The organism is Xylanimonas protaetiae, assembly GCF_004135385.1.
Taxonomy (GTDB): Bacteria; Actinomycetota; Actinomycetes; order Actinomycetales; family Cellulomonadaceae; genus Xylanimonas; species Xylanimonas protaetiae.
The window spans coordinates 1,140,494-1,160,036 of the sequence record NZ_CP035493.1 but is presented as its reverse complement, the minus strand read 5'-3'; the positions used below and the strand labels follow the sequence as shown (position 1 = coordinate 1,160,036).

At 76.2% G+C, this 19,543-nt stretch carries 16 protein-coding genes; 7 read left to right on the top strand and 9 right to left on the bottom strand.

Annotated features, from left to right (window positions below; translation table 11 throughout):
- The first annotated feature begins 41 nt into the window (after positions 1 to 41).
- Positions 42 to 1,502, top strand: a complete 1,461-nt coding sequence (locus tag ET471_RS05215) for a CCA tRNA nucleotidyltransferase (protein WP_129186916.1) — start codon at positions 42 to 44, stop codon at positions 1,500 to 1,502.
- Positions 1,503 to 1,588: 86 nt separating this feature from the next.
- On the opposite strand, the gene ET471_RS05210 is transcribed toward ET471_RS05215, so the two are convergent.
- The 7 genes from ET471_RS05210 to ET471_RS05180 form a co-directional block, all read right to left on the bottom strand.
- The gene (locus tag ET471_RS05210) at positions 1,589 to 3,073 is read right to left on the bottom strand and encodes an MDR family MFS transporter (RefSeq protein ID WP_129186915.1); all 1,485 of its coding nucleotides are present in this window, start codon (positions 3,071 to 3,073) and stop codon (positions 1,589 to 1,591) included.
- Positions 3,074 to 3,196: 123 nt separating this feature from the next.
- Positions 3,197 to 4,318 (bottom strand): glycosyltransferase family 4 protein, encoded by a 1,122-nt coding sequence (locus ET471_RS05205; protein ID WP_129186914.1) that lies wholly within the window; start codon positions 4,316 to 4,318, stop codon positions 3,197 to 3,199.
- Positions 4,315 to 5,316 carry a glycosyltransferase family 2 protein gene (locus ET471_RS05200; protein ID WP_165350408.1) on the bottom strand — a complete coding sequence of 334 codons (1,002 nt, stop codon included), beginning with the start codon at positions 5,314 to 5,316 and terminating at the stop codon, positions 4,315 to 4,317. The genes ET471_RS05205 and ET471_RS05200 overlap by 4 nt, the downstream gene beginning before the upstream one ends.
- Entirely contained in the window at positions 5,313 to 5,891 is a 579-nt protein-coding gene (locus ET471_RS05195; RefSeq protein WP_129186912.1) for an acyltransferase, read from the bottom strand. The genes ET471_RS05200 and ET471_RS05195 overlap by 4 nt, the downstream gene beginning before the upstream one ends.
- Complete coding sequence (locus ET471_RS05190) at positions 5,888 to 7,201, bottom strand: wax ester/triacylglycerol synthase domain-containing protein (protein WP_129186911.1); 1,314 nt, start codon at positions 7,199 to 7,201, stop codon at positions 5,888 to 5,890. The genes ET471_RS05195 and ET471_RS05190 overlap by 4 nt, the downstream gene beginning before the upstream one ends.
- The gene (locus ET471_RS05185; RefSeq protein WP_129186910.1) at positions 7,191 to 8,324 is read right to left on the bottom strand and encodes a glycosyltransferase family 2 protein; all 1,134 of its coding nucleotides are present in this window, start codon (positions 8,322 to 8,324) and stop codon (positions 7,191 to 7,193) included. Before ET471_RS05185 ends, ET471_RS05190 begins: the two co-directional genes overlap by 11 nt.
- Positions 8,308 to 9,579, bottom strand: coding sequence for a glycosyltransferase family 4 protein (locus ET471_RS05180; RefSeq protein WP_129186909.1), 1,272 nt, complete (start codon positions 9,577 to 9,579; stop codon positions 8,308 to 8,310). Before ET471_RS05180 ends, ET471_RS05185 begins: the two co-directional genes overlap by 17 nt.
- A gap of 256 nt (positions 9,580 to 9,835) precedes the next feature.
- Here ET471_RS05180 and ET471_RS05175 point away from each other — a divergent pair, with 256 nt between their 5' ends.
- Genes ET471_RS05175 through ET471_RS05150 form a run of 6 tightly spaced genes read left to right on the top strand, consistent with a single transcriptional unit; the run spans position 9,836 to position 16,836 of the window.
- Positions 9,836 to 10,684: a YveK family protein gene (locus tag ET471_RS05175; RefSeq protein ID WP_129186908.1), complete on the top strand. Its 849-nt coding sequence runs from the start codon at positions 9,836 to 9,838 to the stop codon at positions 10,682 to 10,684.
- 12 nt (positions 10,685 to 10,696) lie between these two features.
- Positions 10,697 to 12,202, top strand: a complete 1,506-nt coding sequence (locus ET471_RS05170) for an O-antigen ligase family protein (protein WP_129186907.1) — start codon at positions 10,697 to 10,699, stop codon at positions 12,200 to 12,202.
- On the top strand, positions 12,199 to 13,110 hold the full coding sequence (locus tag ET471_RS05165; RefSeq protein WP_129186906.1) for a glycosyltransferase: 912 nt from the start codon (positions 12,199 to 12,201) through the stop codon (positions 13,108 to 13,110). The genes ET471_RS05170 and ET471_RS05165 overlap by 4 nt, the downstream gene beginning before the upstream one ends.
- Entirely contained in the window at positions 13,107 to 14,663 is a 1,557-nt protein-coding gene (locus ET471_RS05160) for a lipopolysaccharide biosynthesis protein (protein ID WP_129186905.1), read from the top strand. Before ET471_RS05165 ends, ET471_RS05160 begins: the two co-directional genes overlap by 4 nt.
- Positions 14,660 to 15,628, top strand: a complete 969-nt coding sequence (locus ET471_RS05155; RefSeq protein ID WP_129186904.1) for an SGNH/GDSL hydrolase family protein — start codon at positions 14,660 to 14,662, stop codon at positions 15,626 to 15,628. Before ET471_RS05160 ends, ET471_RS05155 begins: the two co-directional genes overlap by 4 nt.
- The gene (locus ET471_RS05150) at positions 15,625 to 16,836 is read left to right on the top strand and encodes a right-handed parallel beta-helix repeat-containing protein (protein WP_129186903.1); all 1,212 of its coding nucleotides are present in this window, start codon (positions 15,625 to 15,627) and stop codon (positions 16,834 to 16,836) included. Before ET471_RS05155 ends, ET471_RS05150 begins: the two co-directional genes overlap by 4 nt.
- Positions 16,837 to 16,887: 51 nt before the next feature.
- On the opposite strand, the gene ET471_RS05145 is transcribed toward ET471_RS05150, so the two are convergent.
- On the bottom strand, positions 16,888 to 17,856 hold the full coding sequence (locus tag ET471_RS05145; RefSeq protein WP_129186902.1) for a glycosyltransferase: 969 nt from the start codon (positions 17,854 to 17,856) through the stop codon (positions 16,888 to 16,890).
- Positions 17,857 to 17,906: 50 nt separating this feature from the next.
- Positions 17,907 to 19,511 carry a sugar transferase gene (locus ET471_RS05140; RefSeq protein WP_129186901.1) on the bottom strand — a complete coding sequence of 535 codons (1,605 nt, stop codon included), beginning with the start codon at positions 19,509 to 19,511 and terminating at the stop codon, positions 17,907 to 17,909.
- Positions 19,512 to 19,543: the final 32 nt, after the last annotated feature.

The window sequence follows — 19,543 nt, the reverse complement described above, 5'->3', positions numbered from 1 at the left end:
CCCGGGCGGTCCACGCGGCGCGCATCGGGGAGAATCGTCCCGTGCCGACCCCTGAGCAGGACCTGCTGCTGCGCGCCCTGCGCACCCTGACGTCCATGGCCCCCGCCGCGATCGAGCTCGGGACCTTGTTCCGGTCCGCCGGCCACGAGCTCGCCCTGGTCGGGGGCCCCGTGCGCGACGCGTTCCTGGGGCGCGCGTCGAACGACCTCGACTTCGCGACGTCGGCGACGCCGGACGAGACGCAGGACATCCTGGCGCGCTGGGGCGACGCGCACTGGGACATCGGCAAGGAGTTCGGCACCATCGGGGCGCGGCGCTTCGCCCGCTCCGGAGGGACCGCCGACGTCGTCGTCGAGGTCACCACGTACCGCACCGACGAGTACGACCCGGCGTCGCGCAAGCCCGTCGTGGCGTTCGGCGACACGCTCGACGGCGACCTGTCCCGCCGCGACTTCACCGTCAACGCGATGGCCGTGCGCCTGCCGGACCTGACCTTCGTCGACCCGTTCGACGGGCTCGGCGACCTGGCCCGCGGCGTGCTGCGCACCCCGGTCGCGCCGGAGCGGTCGTTCGACGACGACCCGCTGCGCATGATGCGCGCCGCGCGGTTCGCGGCCCAGCTCGGGTTCGAGGTGGACCCGGGGACGCTCGCGGCGCTCGTCGCGATGGCGGGCCGGATCTCGATCGTGTCGGCCGAGCGCGTGCAGGCCGAGCTCTCCAAGCTGCTGCTCTCCGACCGGCCGCGCCGCGGCCTCGAGGTGCTCGTGGACTCCGGCCTGGCCGACCACGTGCTGCCCGAGCTGCCCGCGCTCCAGCTCGAGATCGACGAGCACCACCGGCACAAGGACGTCTACCAGCACACGCTCACGGTGCTGGAGCAGGCCATCGCGCAGGAGACCGGGCCCGACGGTCCCGTGCCCGCGCCCGACCTCGTGCTGCGTCTCGCCTCCCTGCTGCACGACGTCGGCAAGCCCGCCACGCGGCGCTTCGAGCCCGGCGGCGGCGTCTCGTTCCACCACCACGAGGTGGTGGGCGCCAAGCTCGTCGCGCGCCGCCTCAAGGCGCTCAAGTACGAGAAGCAGGTCGTGAAGGACGTCTCGCGCCTCGTGGAGCTGCACCTGCGCTTCCACGGGTACGGCGACGGCGTGTGGACGGACTCGGCCGTGCGCCGGTACGTGACCGACGCCGGACCGCTGCTCGAGCGCCTGCACCGCCTCACGCGTGCCGACTCCACGACGCGCAACAAGCGCAAGGCCCAGCGCCTCGCCGACTCCTACACCGACCTCGAGCAGCGCATCGAGGCGCTGCGCGCGCAGGAGGAGATCGACGCGATCCGGCCCGACCTCGACGGCACGCAGATCATGGCGATCCTGGGCATCCGCCCCGGCCGCGAGGTGGGCGAGGCGTACCAGCACCTCCTCGCGCTGCGCATGGAGCACGGCCCGCTGGGCGCGGAGCGCGCCGAGGCCGAGCTCCGCAGCTGGTGGGCGGCGCGCGCGTAACCGCACGTCCGCCGGCCGGGCCGGCCTGGTGGCCGGGCCTGGCAGGCGAGTCGCGCCAGTGAGACCGGCCGGTCAGTGCCCGCCGGTCAGTGTCCGCCGATCGGGACGTCGTCCTCCGACGCCGGCGGCCTGCGCAGCGTGACGGCCAGCAGGGCGCTCGCCGCCATGACCGCGGCGCCGACGACGAACGCCAGGCTCGCCCCGCCCGTCAGCGCCTCGGCGGGGTGGGCGCCGGACTCGGCCAGCGTCGTGGAGCGGGCCGTGAGCAGCGCGACGAACATCGCCGTGCCCGCGGCGCCCGCGAGCTGCTGCACCGTGCCGACGGCGGCCGAGCCGTGCGAGTACAGGTGCGGCTGCAGCGAGCCGAGCGCCGTCGTGAACAGGGGCGTGAACAGCAGCGCGAGGCCCAGGCTGAGCACCACGTGCGCGGCCAGGACGAACCACCACTCCGTCGTCGGGCGCACCATGGCCAGGCCGGCGAACGCGACCGTGGCGAGCACGACGCCGGGGACGACCAACGGGCGCGGGCCGACGCGGTCGTAGAGGTTGCCCACCACGGGGCCCAGCAGGCCCATCGCCAGGCCGCCGGGCAGCACGAGCAGGCCCGTGGCGAGCGGCTCGAGGCCGAGCGCCCGCTGGAGCACCAGCGGCAGCACGATGAACGAGCCGAACATCGCGAGCATCGCGACGGCGAGCGTCCCCAGGCCTGTGGAGAACCCGCGCGACGCGAAGACGCGCAGGTCGAGCAGGGCGTCGTCGACGCGCTGGAGCACGAGCTGGCGCCACACGAACAGCCCGAGGAACGCGACGCCGACGGCGAGCGGGACCGCCGGGGGGACCGGCACGTGACCGGCCGCGGCCTCGCCCAGCGAGGACAGCCCGTAGACGAGCCCCCCGAAGCCGAGCGCGGCCAGCGCCAGGGACAGCACGTCGAGGCGTTTGTGGTCGCGCTCCGAGACGTCGCGGATCAGCACGGCGCCAACGATCAGCGCGGCCAGCGCGATGGGCAGCACGACGCCGAAGACCCCGCGCCAGCCCAGCGGGTCGAGCACCGCGCCCGAGAGCGTGGGCCCGAGCGCGGGCGCCGCCGAGATGACGAGGGAGACGTTGCCCATGACCTTGCCCCGCTGCCGCGCGGGCACGAGGCTCATGACCGTGGTCATGAGCAGCGGCATCATGATCGCGGTGCCGGTGGCCTGCACGACGCGCGCGACGACGAGGACGCCGAACGCGGGCGCGACGACGGCCAGCGCGGTGCCGGCGGAGAACAGCGACATCGCCAGCAGGTACGAGACGCGCGTGCCGAGCTTGGTGAGCAGGAACCCGGTCGCGGGGATGACCACGGCCATGGTCAGCATGAACACCGTGGTGAGCCACTGGCCCGTGGCGGCCGTGATGCCCAGGTCGGCCATGATCGGGGGCAGCGCGACGCTCATGGTCGTCTCGTTGAGGATGACGACGAACGTCGAGGCGAGCAGCAGGGCGATCGCGGTGAAGTGCGCGCGGGGCAGTCGTGCGGCGGCCGTGTCGGTGGCGACGGCGGCGGGGGCTGACAGGGGTGGGGCGTCCATGGGTGTCCTCCTCGTGGCAGGGGGGCGGTGCGGTCGCGGCGGCGCCGGCCACGACCTCTGGTGCCTACACCCGACGGCGGCGAGGTATTCCCCCGGGGGTTTCGACTCCCGTGGGGCGCGGACTCATCGGGCGCCGTCGAGCGCGGGGTGGGGAACCTTGCGGCGCGGGGACGCGAGCAGGGTCTCGTAGGCGTCGACCGTGGCGTCCGCGATGCGGTCCCAGTCGAACGCGCCGAGGTCGCAGCGGTCGGGCCGGTCCTGGCCGGCCCAGTCGAGGGCACGGGCGAGCGTGCCCGCGTCGAGGTCTCCCTCGTAGCAGCGCACCCACCGCGGCCCGACGGCGCCGGCGAGCTCGGTCATGGCGCCGATGGCGGGCACGAGCACGGGCCGGTCCGCGGACAGGGCGAGCAGCGCCGAGCCCGAGTTCTGGATCTGCCGGTAGGGCAGCACGACGAGGTCGGCGGCGCGCAGCCACAGCGCGAGCCGGTCGCCCGTGAGGAACGCGAGCTCGGTGACGATGCGGGCGTCGGCCGCGGCGAGCTCGCGCAGCGTGGCGGCGCTGACGCCGCCCGCGGGCTTCCCGACGACGGCGAGCCGCGCGTCGGGGGCGTCCACCTGCGCGAACACCTCCATGAGGCGCGGCACGTTCTTGTACGGGCGGATCTGGCCCACGGTCACGACGAGCCGCGCCCCGGGAGCGACGTCGAGCGCCTCGCGGGCCCGGTCGCGCGGGACGGTCAGGTCGTAGTCGTCGCGGTAGTGGCCGTGCGGTGTCACGAACGTGGGCACGTCGCCGAGCTCCGGGTGCGCGGCCTGCACCGCGGCGGCGCCGTCGTGCGTGAGCGTGAGGATGCCGTCGATGTTGGCCACGAGGAGCCGCCGGTAGAGCGTGCGCAGCGCGGGCGTCGAGCGTGTCTCGTGGCTCGCGAGGTTGTGCGCCGTCCAGACCAGCCGCGTGCCGCGCAGGCGCGCGACCCCGAGCGCGGCGAAGAACGACGCGAGCCGCACGAGCACCGCGAGGGGGCGGTGCGAGGACAGGAACGTGAGGTCCGGCCAGTGCAGGTGGACGACGTCGACGTGGCGGGTCAGGAGCCGGCGCAGCGAGAGGTCGTGCACCACGACGCCGCGACGCTGCACGGCCCGGTACAGGCTCGCGTTGTACGGGTTGGCGTGCGCGGTGCGGAAGGCGGGCTCGGCCTCCACCACGAGGGGCCGCGGCCGCCCCGGTGCTGCGGCGCGGCTCATGCCGCAGCCCCCGCGGTGTGGCCCGGCGCCGCGGGGTCCGGTGCGGGCCGGTCGGGCTCGCCGAACAGCGCGCCGCGCGCGTGCGGGTACCCCGGCAGCCAGTCGGCGCGCCGCTCCCACACCAGGGCCCAGTGCCCGTCGCGCCCGCGCCGCGTCTCGAGACGGGCGCGCAGCAGCACCCCCGTCGCCAGCATGGCGACGCCCGCCCGCGCGGCCACCGGGTGCCACGTGCTCCGCAGCAGCGTCGTCTTGCCGGCCAGGACCATGCAGAGCTTCCGACCGCTCGACGCCGTCGAGCCGCCGACGGCGTGCACGATCGTCGCGTCCGGCACGACGACGGGCCGCAGCCCGCGCCGCCGCGCCCGGACCGACAGCTCGGCGTCCTCCCCGTAGAGGAAGTACGTCTCGTCGAGCCCGCCGAGCGCGTCCCACACCGGGCGCGGCGCGAAGAGCAGGCAGCCGGTGACGACGGGCACCTCGCGCACCGTGTCGCGCTCCCACCGGCCCAGCGACTCCGGGTCGAGCAGCCTCGAGCGGCGGAACGCCGTCGTGAGCCCGAGGGCGAAGCACGCGAGCGACCACAGCGACGGCTCGCCCCAGCACGACGACGGGTCGGTGGTGCCGTCGGGTCGCAGCGTGCGCCCGCCGTACAGGCCGTGCGCCGGGTGGGCGTCGGCGAAGTCGACGAGCCGCTGGAGCGCCCCGGGCAGCACCTGGGTGTCCGGGTTGAGCAGCAGCACGCCGTCGCCGCTCGCGTGCGCGACGGCGAGGTTCACGGCGGCCGCGAACCCGACGTTCGCGCCGGGCTCGACGACGACGCCGGGCAGCTCGGCGCGGACGGCGTCGGCGGTGCCGTCGGTGCCGTTGTCGACGACGACGAGCTCGTGCCCCGTCGTCGTGAAGCCTCCGGCGACGGACCGCAGCGCGACGAGGGTCTCGTCCCGCGTGTCGTACGTGACGACGACGACGCTGACGAGCCGCGTGCGCGCGGTCGTCACGGTGCCACCTCCGTCGCCGGGACGGGCTCGGGGACCCCGTCGCGCGCCGCGGCCGGCCGCCAGCCGATGACGCGGGCCGGGACGCCCGCGGCGACGCAGCCGGGCGGCAGGTCGTGCGTGACGACGGCCCCGGCGCCCACGACGACCTCGTCGCCGATGGTCACCCCGGCGGTGACGACGACGTTGGCGCCGAGCCACACGTCCCGGCCGAGCACGATGTCACGCTCGACCGTCGGCTGGTCCATGACGGGCGTGCCGAGCTCGATCCCGTAGTTCGACGCCGTGAGCGTGACGTGCGGCCCCAGCAGGCACTTCTCGCCGAGCACGACCCGGCCCGTCCGGTTGCCCGCCCAGATGACGCCGTGCTCGCCCACGTGGGTGCCCGCGCCGAGCGTGATGCGCTCCGCGTTGCGGAACGACACGTTGGGCGCGAACGTCACGCCCGGGCCGCGGCGCAGCAGGCGGACCTGCCGCACGTGCGCGTACGCGCTGAAGTGCGCGAGGCGCAGCGCGTGGAGGTACACGCGCCCGTCCGTCAGGGAGCGCAGGGCTCCGGGCCATCGTCTGCCGTTCATGACTCACCGTCCCGGGGGGTTGCGTCGTGCACGAGCTGGTCGATGACCTTCTCCACGGCGTCGACGTCGACGCTCGTGGACCCGACGACGGCGAGCGTGAACGTGTCGGCGTACGACGAGCCGAAGACGGCGATGTCGTCGGCCGGGTCGAGCACGGGCCACAGCACGGCGCCCTCGACGAGCGCGGGCCCGAGCCGGCGCGGGCGCGGCTGCCACGGGACGAAGCTGGCGTACCCGTGGTGGGTGCGGGGCGCGGCCGCCCCCGGCGCCGTCGTCGTCGGGGCGGGGGCGGTCGCGGCGGCCGCGGCCACCGCGGCGTGCACGAGCGGCACCGCGTCCTCCAGCGTGCTGCCCGCGGGGATCCCGACGACGGTCATGCGCACGTGGTTGCGCCGGTCGCCGCGGGCGGACCGGTGCGAGATCGGGACGCCGAGCCGCGGCCCGGCGGGGTCCCGCTGCACGCGGTCCAGGGCGACGAGCGCGAGCGCGACCGTGAGGTCGTGCACCGACCCGCCGAGCGCGTGCGCGCGCCGCGTCACGGACCGCAGGTCGTGCACCGTGAACGCGTACCGCCGCCCGGGCACGAGGGTCGCGGCGAGCCCGCGCGCCTCGATGGCGCGGTTGCGCAGAGGGCGCACCAGCCGCCCGCCCCAGCGGCGCAGCCGCCGGCGGAAGGGCTTGCGCCAGTACTCGTGCCAGGCGCCCGTGAACCCGGTCTGGTGCCGCCGCCACTGCGACCATGCGACGAGCAGCAGCTCGCCGCCCGAGCGCGGCGGCCGGTGCGTCCGGGTCACGGGCGGCGCGTCGGGGTCGGTGATGGCGTCGAGCAGCCGCATGCCGTACAGCCCGTCGCCCACCGCGTGCTGGATGCGCCAGGCGACGGCGACGCGCCCGTCGTCGACCTCCGCGACGACGGTGTTCCACAGCGGGCGGCGCGGGTCGAGCGGGGCGTTGAGCCGGCCCGCGAGCAGCCGGGGCAGCTCCGGCCCGTCGGCCGCGACCACGTCCGGGTGGAACCGCACGTGGGCGGCGACGTCGACGTCGTCGTCGGGCACCCAGGCCGGCGTCGTGAGCCCCAGCGGCGCGGGCCGCAGGCGGCGCAGCAGCTCGGGCGCCGACCCGAGGCCGCGGGCGAGCGAGCGGAGCACCAGGTCGCGGTCGAGCCCGCCGGAGGGCGTCCGGAACGGGCCGCCGTCGAGCAGCAGGCCCGCGCAGGGCGTGGCGTGCTCGAACACCAGGACGTTGGCGACGAACTTCTCGTCGAGCGTGCCGAGCAGCTCGACGGACACGGGGCGGTGGTCACGGGGCACGGTGCGCTCCCGAGGTGGTCCCTGCGGTCCCTGTGACGTCGGCGGCGAGCGTGACGGGCGCGGGCGGTGTCACGTCGACGAACACCGTGCCGCGCAGCGGCAGCCGCCACGCGGTGCGCCACCCGCTCACCACGCCGTGCAGCAGCGCGCGCTGCGCGGCCGCGGTGCGGCGGTCGCCGCCGCTCACCAGGCCGCTGACCAGGCTGCCCAGCCCACCGCCGTGCATCCCACCGCCGTGCATCCCGCTGCCCTGAAGCCCGGCGCGCGCCCGCAGCCAGCGTCGCACCGCCCGCCGCACCACCGTCGCCGCGAGGCGGGCCCCCGTGCGCGGCCGCAGTCGCAGCCACTTGGCCACCAGGGCCCCCAGCCCGCGCCCGTAGCCGCGGTACAGCGCGGCGTGGTCCGCGCCGGCGCGCGTGTTGGCGTGGAGCACCACGCCCGCCTCGTCCGCGACGACGACGCCGCCCGCGGCGAGCAGCCGCACGAACATGTCCAGGTCCTCGGCCCCCGCGAGCGCCCGCCCGGCGCCGAGGACGGTGTCGAAGCCGCCGGCGTCGAGCACGCTCGCCCGGCGGAACGCCATGAGCGCCCCGTGGCCCGCGTCGAGCCCGTCGACCGCGCGCGTGACCCGGCGCGGCGGGCGGGGGGCGTCGGCGTCGGCGGCGAGCTCGTGGTCGAGCATGCGCCCCGTGACCGCGACGACGGCCGGGTCGGCGAACCACCGCAGCGCCGCGCCCGTCCACCCGGGGACGGCGAGGCAGTCGTCGTCGGTGAAGAGGACGAAGGGACGCGCGGTCGCGGCGAGCCCCTCGTTGCGGGCGATCGACAGGCCCGGCACGTCGCACCGCACGACCCGGACGCCCGCCTCGGCCGCGACCGCGGCCGTGTCGCCCGTGCGCGAGCCCGAGTCCACGACCACCACCTCGACCTCGGCCGGCGTCGCCGCCGCGACCGCCGCGAGCGCCCGCCGCAGCAGCGCCGCCCGGTCGCGCGAGCACACGACGACGGCGAGGTCGGCGGGCCCCGGCGCGCCGCCGGGCGGGCCCGCCAGCGGCAGGGTGCCAGGCGGCGGGGCGTCAGACGGCAGGGCGTCAGCCGGCGTGGTGTCAGGCGGCCTCGGCACGCGCGCCTCCCGCCGTCAGGAGCATCGCGTCCCGGTACGCCGCGACGAGCCGCACGCTCGCGGCCGCCCACGTCAGGTCGGGCGCGTGCGCTGCGGCCGCCGCCGCGAGGCGGTGCAGCAGCGCGGGGTCGTCGGCCAGCCGGTCGAGCTGCGCGGTGAGCGTGGCGACGTCGCCGGGCGCGTGGAGCAGCCCGTGGACGCCGTCGTCGAGCACGGCACCGGCCGCCGTCGAGACGAGGGGGACGACTCCGGCGGCCTGGGCCTCGTACGTGACGAGGGCGCTGCCCTCCTCGAGCGTGGGCAGCAGCAGCACGTCGGCGTCGGCGAGCACGGCCGGGACGTCGGACGCGAAGGGCCGCACCTCGACGCCGGGGACCGTGAGCAGGGGGGCGAGCAGGTCCCGGTACGCGGGCACGAGGTCGAGGTTGCCGTGGACCAGGAACCGGCCGCCGCGGACCGCGACGCGCGAGCGCGCCCAGGCCTCGAGCGCGTGGTGCAGCCCCTTGCGCGGCTCGCCCCGGCCGAGGAACACCGCGGTGAAGGGCCGCCCGTCCCGGGCGCGCGCGGGACGGGTGGCGTCCCCGGCAGTGTCGCTGGGGGGCCGGTAGCCGTACCGGTGGCGCAGCAGCCGTTCCGGGGCGGTGCCGCGGTCGAGGAACGTCCGGCGCACGTGCTCGGCGGGGACGAGGAGGGCCGTGGCGGCGCCGAACTCCGCCTCCTCGAGCGCGAGCCGCTCGGGGGACCCGGCGTGCGCCAGGCCGTCCGGCAGCGCGACGCCGAGCCGCGCGCACTCGGCGGCGACCACCTCGAACGCGTGCGCGGTGTGCGTGTTGGGCACCTCGCGCACGGCCGCGACCCCGGCGGACCGGGCGGAGCGGAGCGTCTCGAGGCAGGCCGCGGGCCAGGCGTGGACGACGTCGAGGTGCCCGGCGGAGCGCGCCGCGAGCCGCCCGGTCATGCGCGCCGCGACCCGGTCGTGGTGCCGGAACGCGCGGGCCCGCCCGACCGCCCGGTGCGGCACGCGCAGCCCGGCGACGGCGAGCGTCGTCGTGAGCGAGGTCAGGCCGGGCACCGGCCGGACGACGCTCGTGGTCACGAGGTGGACGCGGTGCCGCGCCGCCACGAGCTCGGCGACCTGGTTCCAGGCCGTCCACCCGATGCCGGCGCTGCCGAACGGGTGCGGGAAGCTGTAGAGGACCGTGAGGCGGTCGGGTTCGGTCCCGGGACCTGGGGGGTCGAGCGAGGAAGGGGCCACGATCGTGCTCCGTCCGGTGCGGGGGAAAAACCGGGTGCACTTCGGTGTCTCTGCTATCACACCTTGCGGTGCGGGCGGGCGTGGGTGCAAGGTTTCACCGTCGGATCACCCGCTCTGGACCCCTCGTTGACCGCCCCGCAGCCGTCCGGCGCAGGCGCGGCTAACACGCGTCGCCCACGCTGACCTCAGGTCGGGCGTCGAGACCCCTCCCCGTCGACCCGTGTGAACGGGTAGCGATCGGAAGGAGCGTTCCGCCGTGGACGTGCCCAGATACCTCGAAGTGCTGTGGACCCACCGTCGGCTGCTGCTCGCCGGAGCCGTGGTCGCCGTCCTCGCCGGCCTGCTGGCCGGGTTCACCCTCCAGGGCGGCCGGGTCGTGTCCCGGGCCGTCCACTCCTACTCCGCGTCGACGACGGTGCTGGTGGGCAGCCCCAGCCAGCCGCTGTACCAGGCCCAGGTGCCCGGCCAGACCGTCACCCAGGGGCAGACCGCGCCCGTCCAGAAGGACCTCACGCAGGCGGCCGTCGTCTACGCGTACGTGGTCGCAGGGGCGCAGGTGCGCAAGACCGTCGAGGACCAGCTCGGCCCGCTCGCCGACGACGAGCAGATCACCGCGCTGCGCCGCACCACGCAGCCCGGCGGGGACGAGACGTTCCCGGGCCGCATGTCGCTGCCGATCCTGGACGTCGTCGGCGTCTCGAGCGATCCCGACCGGGCCGAGGCGATCTCTGCCGCCGCCACCGACGCGTTCGTGAACGAGGTCGAGGGCCAGCAGGACGCGGTCGCGATGCCCAAGGACGAGCGCGTCGAGCTCAGCAGGCTCGACGCGGAACCGGCCACCGAGGCCGACGCGTCCAACCCCGCGATCCCCGTCGTCGTCACCGCGGGCGGCGTGCTGCTCGTGTTCGTGGCGCTGGCGTTCATCCTCGAGAACGCGCGCCAGCGGCGCGGCGTCGGCCCCGAGCGGGTCCGGCACCTCACGCGCCGGCCGCGGGCGCGCCTGCCGCTGCGGCGCCGCGTCCGGGAGGTCGCCGAGCAGCCCGGCGAGCGTCCCGGCGACGCCGTGGGCGCGGAGCACGTCCCCGCGGTCACCGGCGAGCGCTGACCAGGACCCGGGATGACGACGCCGACCCTGGCCGCCCGGCCGACGCGGCGCGAGACGGCCTGGATCGTCGCGGTCGCGGTCGCCCTGCTGGCCGCGGCGTGGGCCCTGCCGCCGCCCTACACCGGCGCGGCCGCGCTGCTCGTGGCGGGCCTCTACCTGGCGCGCGGCCTGCTGCGCCGCCGCGAGACATGGCTGTTCCTGCTGGTCGCGGTGGTCATGTTCGTGCCGATCCGCCGGTACGCGGTCCCGATCCCGCTGCCCTTCGCGCTCGAGCCCTACCGCGTGCTGGTCACGCTGACGCTGCTCGTCGTCGTCGCGGACCTGCTCGTGAACCCCGCCTTCCGGTGGCGGCCCGTGCGCTTCGGCGTGCCGGTGCTGGTGTTCCTCGCCACCATGCTCGTGTCCGTCGTCGTCAACATCCGCTCGCTCTCCGACCAGGGTCACGTCGGCGACGCGCTCGGCGGCCTGGTCAACCTGCTCATCGCCCCCGCGGTGCTGGTCGTGGTGCGCCAGGTCGCGCGGACCCGGCAGGTCGTGACCGTGCTGCTCACAGGCCTGTCCTGGTCGGGCGCGCTCATCGGGCTCGCGGCCGGGTTCGAGCGCGCGACGCACGTCAACGTGTTCCTCAAGCTGGGCAGCGTGCTGCCGCTGACGCTCCTGCGCGACGCCGACGAGTCCCTGCGCGCCGGCGGCGCCCGCGCGTACGGCTCGGCGCAGCACCCCATCGCGCTCGCCGTGCTGCTGTGCATGCTGCTCCCGGTCGGCGTGTACCTCGCCCGGTACGCCGTCTGGCCGCGGCACCCCGTCAACCGGCGCCTCTTCTACGCGGGCGTGCTCGCCTGCACGCTGCTCGGCGTGGCCGCCGCGATCAGCCGCACCGCCGTCGTCGTGCTGGGGACGATGTTCCTGCTCGCGGCCGTGCTGCGCCCGCAGCTCGCGCGGCTGCTGTTCGTCGTGGGCGTGCCCGTGCTGCTCCTCGGCACGGTGGTGCAGCCCAAGGTCTTCGGGTCGCTCGTCGGCTCGTTCCTCGACCCCGAGGAGCTCGTGGCCTCGCAGTACACCTCGGCGGGCTGGACGGGCGCCGGCCGCCTCGCCGACCTCGGCCCTGCCACGGGCCTGGCCCTCCAGCACCCGTTCTTCGGCACGGGCGTCGGGTCGCGCGTCGTGGTCGGCGACGACGCCAACGCGTTCATCCTCGACAACCAGGTGCTCGGCACGCAGCTCGACGCCGGGGCGCTCGGCGTGGCCGGCCTCGCCGTGCTCGTGATCGTGCCCGTCGTGGCGCTGCTGCGGCACGCGCTGCGCAAGGACGTCCCGGAGCGGGACGCGATGCTCGCGTTCGCGCTCGCGGCGAGCGTCCTCGGGTACGGCGTCGCGCTGTTCTTCTACGACGCCTTCGGGTTCCTCCAGACGTTCCTGCTGCTCGCGATCCTGCTCGCCGTCGGCGGGTGGCTGCTCACGGACGGCAGCCCGCCGCACGCGCCCGTGCCGGTGGCGCGGGAGGCGGACGTGCCATGACGCCCGCCGCCTCCGTGATCGTCCCGGCCCACGACGAGGCCGCCGTGCTGCCCGCGCTGCTCGCCCGCCTCGCCGGGGCCGTCGGCACGGGGGCGCTCGACGTCGTCGTCGTCGCCAACGGGTGCACGGACGCGACCGCACAGGTCGCCCGCGACGCGGGCGTGCGGGTCGTGGAGGTCGCCGCGGCGTCCAAGACCGCCGCGCTCGACGCCGGGGACGCCGCCGCGCGCGCCTTCCCACGGATCTACCTCGACGCCGACGTCGTCGTCGACGGCGCGACGCTCCTCGCCCTCGCGGACGCCCTGCGGGAGCGGCCCGGCGCCGCCGTCGGGGCGCCGACGATGCACGTCGACACCACCGGGTCCGGCTGGGCCGTGCGGCAGCACTACCGGGTGTGGGCGCTGTCCGAGTACCGCCGCACCGACCACGTCGGCTCCGGCGTCTACGCCGTCAACGCGGCGGGCCGCGCACGGTGGGGCACGTTCCCCGACGTCGTCGCCGACGACCGGTTCGTGCAGCAGCGCTTCGCCCCCGCCGAACGGCTCACGCTCCCGGACCGCACGTTCACGGTCCGCGCGCCCCGCACCCTGCGCGCCCTGCTGCGGCGCGGCACGCGCATCCACCGCGGCAACCACCAGCTCGCGGCGCTCGGCCTCGCCCGGCCGCCGGGCGACTGGCCGTTGGGTGACTGGCCGCAGGGTGACCGGTCGCCCGGCGGCCGCACCGGCCCGGGGCGCCTCGCGCTCGCGCGGCGCGTCGCGGCCCGGCCCACGCTGTGGCCCGCGTTCGCCGTCTACTGCGTCGGCTACGGGCTGCCGCTGCTCCGGGCACGGCTCGACGCCGTCCGGCGCGCGCCCGTCACGTGGAACAGGGACGACACGAGCCGCGGCCTGGCGGTGCGCCCATGAGCGCCCCCGCGCCCGGCACCTCCGCGCCCGGTACCTCTGCACCCGGCACCTCCGCGCCCCGGGGCGGTCTCGCGCACACCGCGTCGCGCGGCGTCGCGCTCACCATGGGCGGCCTGTGGACGCGCTCGCTCCTCCAGCTCGGGTCCACCGTCGTCCTCGCACGCCTGCTCGTGCCCGCAGACTTCGGCCTCGTCGCCATGGTCATGGCGATCGTCGGCGTCGCCGACCTGCTGCGCGACTTCGGCATGACGGGCGCCATCATCCAGGCGCGCGACCTCGACCAGCGGACGTGGCAGGGCGTGCTCTGGTTCTCCGCGGGCCTCGGCCTCGCGCTCTCCGCGCTCGTCGCCGCCGCCGCGCCCCTCGTCGCGAGCCTGTACGGCGAGCCGCGCCTCGTCGTCCTGACCCTCGCGATCGCCCCCACGCTGCTGCTCAACGGCCTCGCCATGCCGCTCCAGGCCGGCGCCCAGCGGAGCCTGCGCTTCGGCCTGCTCGCCCGCATCGACGTCACCTCCACGGCCGCCGGGGTGCTCGGCGCGGTCGCCGCCGCCCTGGCCGGGTGGGGCGTCTGGTCGCTCGTCGTGCTCGCCGGCCTCGGCCAGGTCACCCGGCTCGTCGAGCTGTGGGTCGCCGTCCGCCCCCGCTTCGGGCGGCCCCACGTCGACCGCGACGTCCTGCCCCTCGTCGGCACCGGGGGGTCCATCCTCGGCGTCCAGGTGCTCAACTACGCCGCCCGCAACCTCGACAACGTCATCGTCGGCCACCAGCTCGGGTCCGCCGTGCTCGGCCAGTACTCGCGCGCCTACTCCCTCTTCCTGCTGCCGCTCCAGCAGCTCACCGGCCCCCTCGGCCGCGTCGCCCTGCCCGTCCTGTCCGCCCTGCGCGACGACGCCGACCGGTTCCGCCGCTACGTCCGCTCCGCGATGCTCGTCATCGGGTACGCCGCCCTGCCCGGGTACGCGCTGCTCGCCGGCACCGCCCGGCCCCTCGTCGCCGTCGCCCTCGGGCCGCAGTGGCACCTCGCCGCCACGATCTTCGCGCTCCTGGCCATCGCGGGCGTCGCCCAGGCCGTCGGCAACGTCCAGGGCTGGCTCTACATCGCGCTCGGGCGCGCCCACCGCCAGCTCGGGTACTACGCCGTCACCCGGCCCCTCGTCGTCGCCGGGTTCTTCGCCGGCATCGCCTGGGACGGCGTCCAGGGGCTCGCCCTCGTCTACGGCATCGTCACGTGCGCCCTCCTCGTGCCCGGGTTCGCGTACGCCATCCACGGCACGTTCGTCACCGGGGCCGACGTCGTCGCGCCCCTCGTGCGGCCCGCCGTCCTCGTGCTGCCCTGCTTCGCCGCCGCGTTCGCCGTCTCCCGGCTCGTCGTCGCGCCCGACGCCGTCGTCCTCGCGCTGGCGCTCGCGGCCGGGGTCGCGGTGCTCGGCGCCGCGCTCGTCCTGCCGGGCTACCGGCGCGACGTCGCCCGCATCGTCTCGTTCGCCCGGCAGGTCCGGCGCCCGCGCCAGGACCGGTCCGCCCCCGACCCGACCGTGAGGACCGCCGCATGAGAACCGCAGCCCGCACCGCCCGCAGCTCCGTGAGCCGCCGTGCCGCCCGCCGCCCCGTGAGCCGCCGCGCCGGGGTCGCCGTCGTCGCCGTCCTGCTCGTGGCCTCCGCGGCCGCGTGCACGGGCGGCGGGTCCGCGGCCGCGCCGCGGTCGCCCGACGCGGCGCCGTCGTCGTCCGCGCCGCGCCCGTCCGCGTCGCCCGACGCCGGGGCGGTCGCGTCGGTCGCGGCCGTCGGCGACTCGATCACGCTCGGCGTCAACGCCTGCGACGAGCCGGGGCCCTGCCTCGACGACTCGTGGGCGCTCGGCACGGCCCCCGGCGTCGACTCGTTCGCGACGCGCCTCGGCGGCTCGGGCAGCGCCCGGCCCGCCACGCTGCCCTTCGCCATGGAGGGCGCCACGGTGGGCGAGGCGCTCGACCACGTCCAGGAGATCGTCGACCGCAAGCCCGACGTCGTCACCGTGCTGCTCGGCGCGAACGACGCCTGCGCGCGCACCTTCGACGACATGACGTCGGCCGAGGAGTTCGCCGCGAGCATGACGACCCTGCTCCAGGAGCTCGCCGACGGCCTGCCCGACGCGACCCTGCTCGCGATGTCCGTGCCCGACCTCAACCAGATCTGGGAGCTCGGCAAGGACGACCCCGACGCCGTCGGCCTGTGGAGCAAGAGCCCGAGCTGCCGCTCCCTGCTGTGGCACGCCGACTCCACGTCGTCCGACGACGCCGCCCGGCGCGCGGCGGTCGACCAGCGCGTCCGTGACTTCAACGCCGCCATCGCCACCGCGTGCACGGCGCTGCCCACGTGCGTGTCCGACGGCGGGGCGCTGCACGACGTGCGGTTCGCCCCGGAGGACATGTCGAGCATCGACCACTTCCACCCGTCCGCGACGGGGCAGGCCAGGATCGCGGAGGTCGCCTGGCAGGCGTGGACGGCCGGCCAGGCGGCGGCCGGGGGAGCGGGATGAGGGCGGCGTCGCCGGCACGGGCGGTGCTGGTCGCGGCGCTGCTGCTCGGGGGAGCGGCCCTGGCGGGCTGCACGGGCGGGCCGCCGCCCACGGCAGGGCCTCAGTCGTCGGCCCCGGTGTCGCCCAGCCCCGACGCCGGCTCCGGGGACGCCGGGACGATCTACGCGAGCCCCGGCGGCGCGGGCGACTGCCAGGCGCCGCAGACGGCGTGCGCGCTCGCGTCGGCGCTGGGGATCGCCGAGGCGGGCACCCGCGTGGAGCTCGCGGCAGGCGAGTACGGCTCCATGGACCTCGCCGCCGACGACCGGCTGGCCGCGCTGGACCCGCCCGTCGTCGTGGAGGCGCCCGAGGGCGTGGTCGCGAGCTTCGACCGGCTCGGCCTCGACGTCCCCAACGTGACGTGGCGCGGCCTGACGGTGACGGGCGTGTGGTTCGTCAACGGGCCGGCGGAGCACACGCGCATCGAGCGGGCGCACGTCGACGGCACGGGGCTGTTCGTCCGGTCCAAGCACGTGACCGTCGTCGACTCGCTGCTCGAGAACGGCAGCTCCGTGGACGGCATCCAGATCGGCGGCGCGGAGGACGTGCTCATCGAGGGCAACACGGTGCGCGACTACGACCAGGCGAAGGACAACGGCCTGCACGCCGACTGCATCCAGATCTTCGACTCGAAGCAGGTGACGATCCGCGGCAACCGGCTGTCCAACTGCTACAACGCGGGGCTGATCATCTCGCCCGGACGCCGCGAGGGCAGCGACGGCCTGCTCGTCGAGTCGAACTTCATCCAGGGCTGCGTGGTCAAGACGGAGCGGTGCCGCGGCGGGTCGGCGACCGACCTGCGCGAGCTCACCGTCAAGAACGTCACGGTCCGCAACAACACGTTCATGGACGGCTCGGTGCGCGTCGACCCGCTCGAGGGCATGGTGTTCGACCGCAACATCGTCGAGTACATCTCGACGTGCGACGCGCCCGTGACCAACTCGATCATCGAGAAGTGGAACGCCAAGGCGTGCGCGGTGCCCGCCGTCGTGGGGCGGGACGGCAACCGGACGGGCCAGGTCCGCGTCGCCGACCGGGACGCGGGCGACCTGCGTCTCACGGACGTCTCGTCGGCCCGGATCACGCCGTCGGGAGACCGCACGCCGGCCGCGACGTCGATCGAGGGGACGCCGATGAGCCCGGACGTCGCCGGGGCGTCGATGGGGTGACCCCCGGCCTCGATCGGCGGACTCCGGGCAGGGGCAGGGCCAGACGGGGCGTCAGGCCGGCGCGGGGGCGTCCAGGTCGATCGGCGGGGCCTCCACGCGGCGCACCGCGCGGGCGGCCGCCTCCTCCAGGACGTCGAGCGTGAGGTCCTCCGGGCTGCGCGTGACGGCGAGCCCGCGGCGCTCCAGCTCGCGCGCGATCTGGAGCTGGTGGTCGTCGACGTGCTCGCCGTGCTGGGCGAGCCGGGGCACCAGGACGGGGCACCGCCCCTGCTCGAACGCCGTGAGCGCCGAGCCCGTTCCGGCGTGCGCGACGACGACGTCCGCCTCCGCGATCGCCGCGGAGAGCTCGTTGTGCGGCACGCCGACGCGGGCGTCGGGGACGCCGAGCTCGGCCGCCTCGTGGGCGCCCGTGACCCCGACCTGCCACAGCACCTCGCACCCGCGCAGCAGCGGGACGAGCGCCCGCAGCAGCCGCGCGAAGCCGTACCGCTCCTGTGTGCCGAGCGTGACGACGGCGCGGCGCAGCCTCCGGGTGCCGCTCTGCGGCGCGGGGGCGAACCCGTCGAAGATCGACCCGTGGTAGCTCCACTCGGCGTCCGCCCAGGCGGGGTACTGCGTGTAGGTCGCGACGCGCGGGTCGTGGCCGAGGATGCGGCCGCTCAGGGACGGGCCGTCGGCGCGTGCCGCGCTCTCGATGTACAGGGCGCGCGCCCCCCGCCGGGCGGCCCACGGCAGGAACGTCACGGCAGGGCTCGAGCCCGTGCTCACCGCGAGCTCGAAGCGGCGCGAGGCCACGATGTGGTGCGCCCGCCCGAGCGTCCGCAGGATGCCCGCGGCGTCGCGCGGGCCGGCGTACGGGATGTGTACCACCTCCCGACCCCGCAGCAGCGAGCGGCTGAGCGGGTTGTCGAACGTCGCCCAGACCTGGTCGCCGGGCGTGATCCCGAGGCGGGCCGCGAGCGTGAAGAGCTGTTTCAGGTGCCCGCCGCCGGAGCAGACGAGAAGAGCAGGACCGGACATGGTCGTTCCTTGCCTCTCAGAGAGTCTCTGGTGGTGAGGCGTGCGACGCCTCAGTAGGCGCCGTCGCGGGCGACGACGGCGCGGACGGTGCGGAGCAGCACGAGCAGGTCGAGGCCGAGCGACCAGTTCTCGACGTAGTAGAGGTCGAGCCGCACGCTCTCCTCCCAGGTGAGCCGCGAGCGGCCGCTCACCTGCCACAGGCCGGTGACGCCGGGCTTGATGAGGAGGCGCCGCGTGGTGTGCCCCTCGTAGCGCTCGACCTCCCTCGGGAGCGGCGGGCGGGGGCCCACCAGGCTCATGTCGCCGCGCAGCACGTTCCACAGCTGCGGCAGCTCGTCGAGGGACAGGCGCCGGATCAGGCGCCCCACGCGCGTGGTGCGCGGGTCGGCGCGGAGCTTGAAGAGGACGCCGCCGCCCTCGTTCGCGGGCTCGAGCCCGCGCTCGACCCCGCGCTCGACCCCGTCCTCCAGGCCGGCGCGGCGCTCCTCGGCGTCGACCACCATGGAGCGGAACTTGTACATCGTGAAGCGGCCGCCGCGCTGGCAGACCCGCTCCTGCCGGAAGATCACCGGGCCGCCGTCGTCGAGCTTGACGGCGAGCGCGACGGCCACGAACACGGGCGCGAGCAGCACCTGGGCCACGAGGGCCCCGACGACGTCGAACACCCGCTTGACCACGTGGTTGACCCCGGAGTGCCGGGCGAGGTCGACCTGGACCATGGGCAGCCCGTCGAGCGGGCGCAGGTGGACGCGCGGCGCGGCGACGTCGGTGAGCTGCGAGACGAGGATGAGCTCGGCCCGGGCGTCCTCGAGCGACCACCCGAGGTCGCGCAGCCGGGCGGGCCCGCCCGGCAGCTCGCCCGCCACGATGACCGCCCGCGTGCGCGTACGGCGGGTGACGTCGACGAGCTCCTCGAACGGGACGGACGGCAGGGGACCGGGCTCCGGCACGCCCGGCCGGCGCGCGACGGGCACAGGCCCGCTCGCGAGCGTCTCCCGGAGCCCGTCCGTGCGGCACACCGCGATGGGCCGGTAGCCGGCGCGCAGGTTGGTGCGGAGCTGCTCGACGACGCGGGCGACGTCGGCGGCGGGCCCGGCGACGACCGCCCCGGTGAGGCAGCGGCCGGCGCGGCGCATCCGGCGCAGCGCGCCCCGCCAGGCCCAGCGGCCGAGCAGGAGCAGCACGACCCCGAGGGGGAGGGCGACGGCGAGGTACCCGCGCGCGATCTCCAGCCGCCCGAGGAACGCGACGATCGCGAGCCCGCCGAACGTGAGCATCGTGGCGCCGAGCACGCGCTGGTACTCGGTGAGGCCGACGCCGACGACGCGCACCTCGCGAGACCGCCCGAGCGCGAGCAGCCAGGCGAGCCCGATGGCGGCGCCGGCCCAGCCGTAGGAGACGGTCTCGCGCACCTCCCACGTGGTGCCCCCGAACCGGGCCAGATAGGCGATGACCAGGGACGACGTGATGGCCGCGGCATCGGTCAGCAGCTGCGACGCGACGAGCCGGCGCCGCCAGGCGGGTGCCCGCGGTTGCCACTCGACGGCGGCCGCCTCGGCGTGCGCGCCGGCGCTGGTGGCCGGGCTGGTGGCCGGATGGGCCGTGGTGGTGGCACGCGGTGCGGTGGTGGTCGCGGCGATGGGAGCTGGGCTCATCGCGCCCCCTTGGTCGGCTCCTGCACAGACGG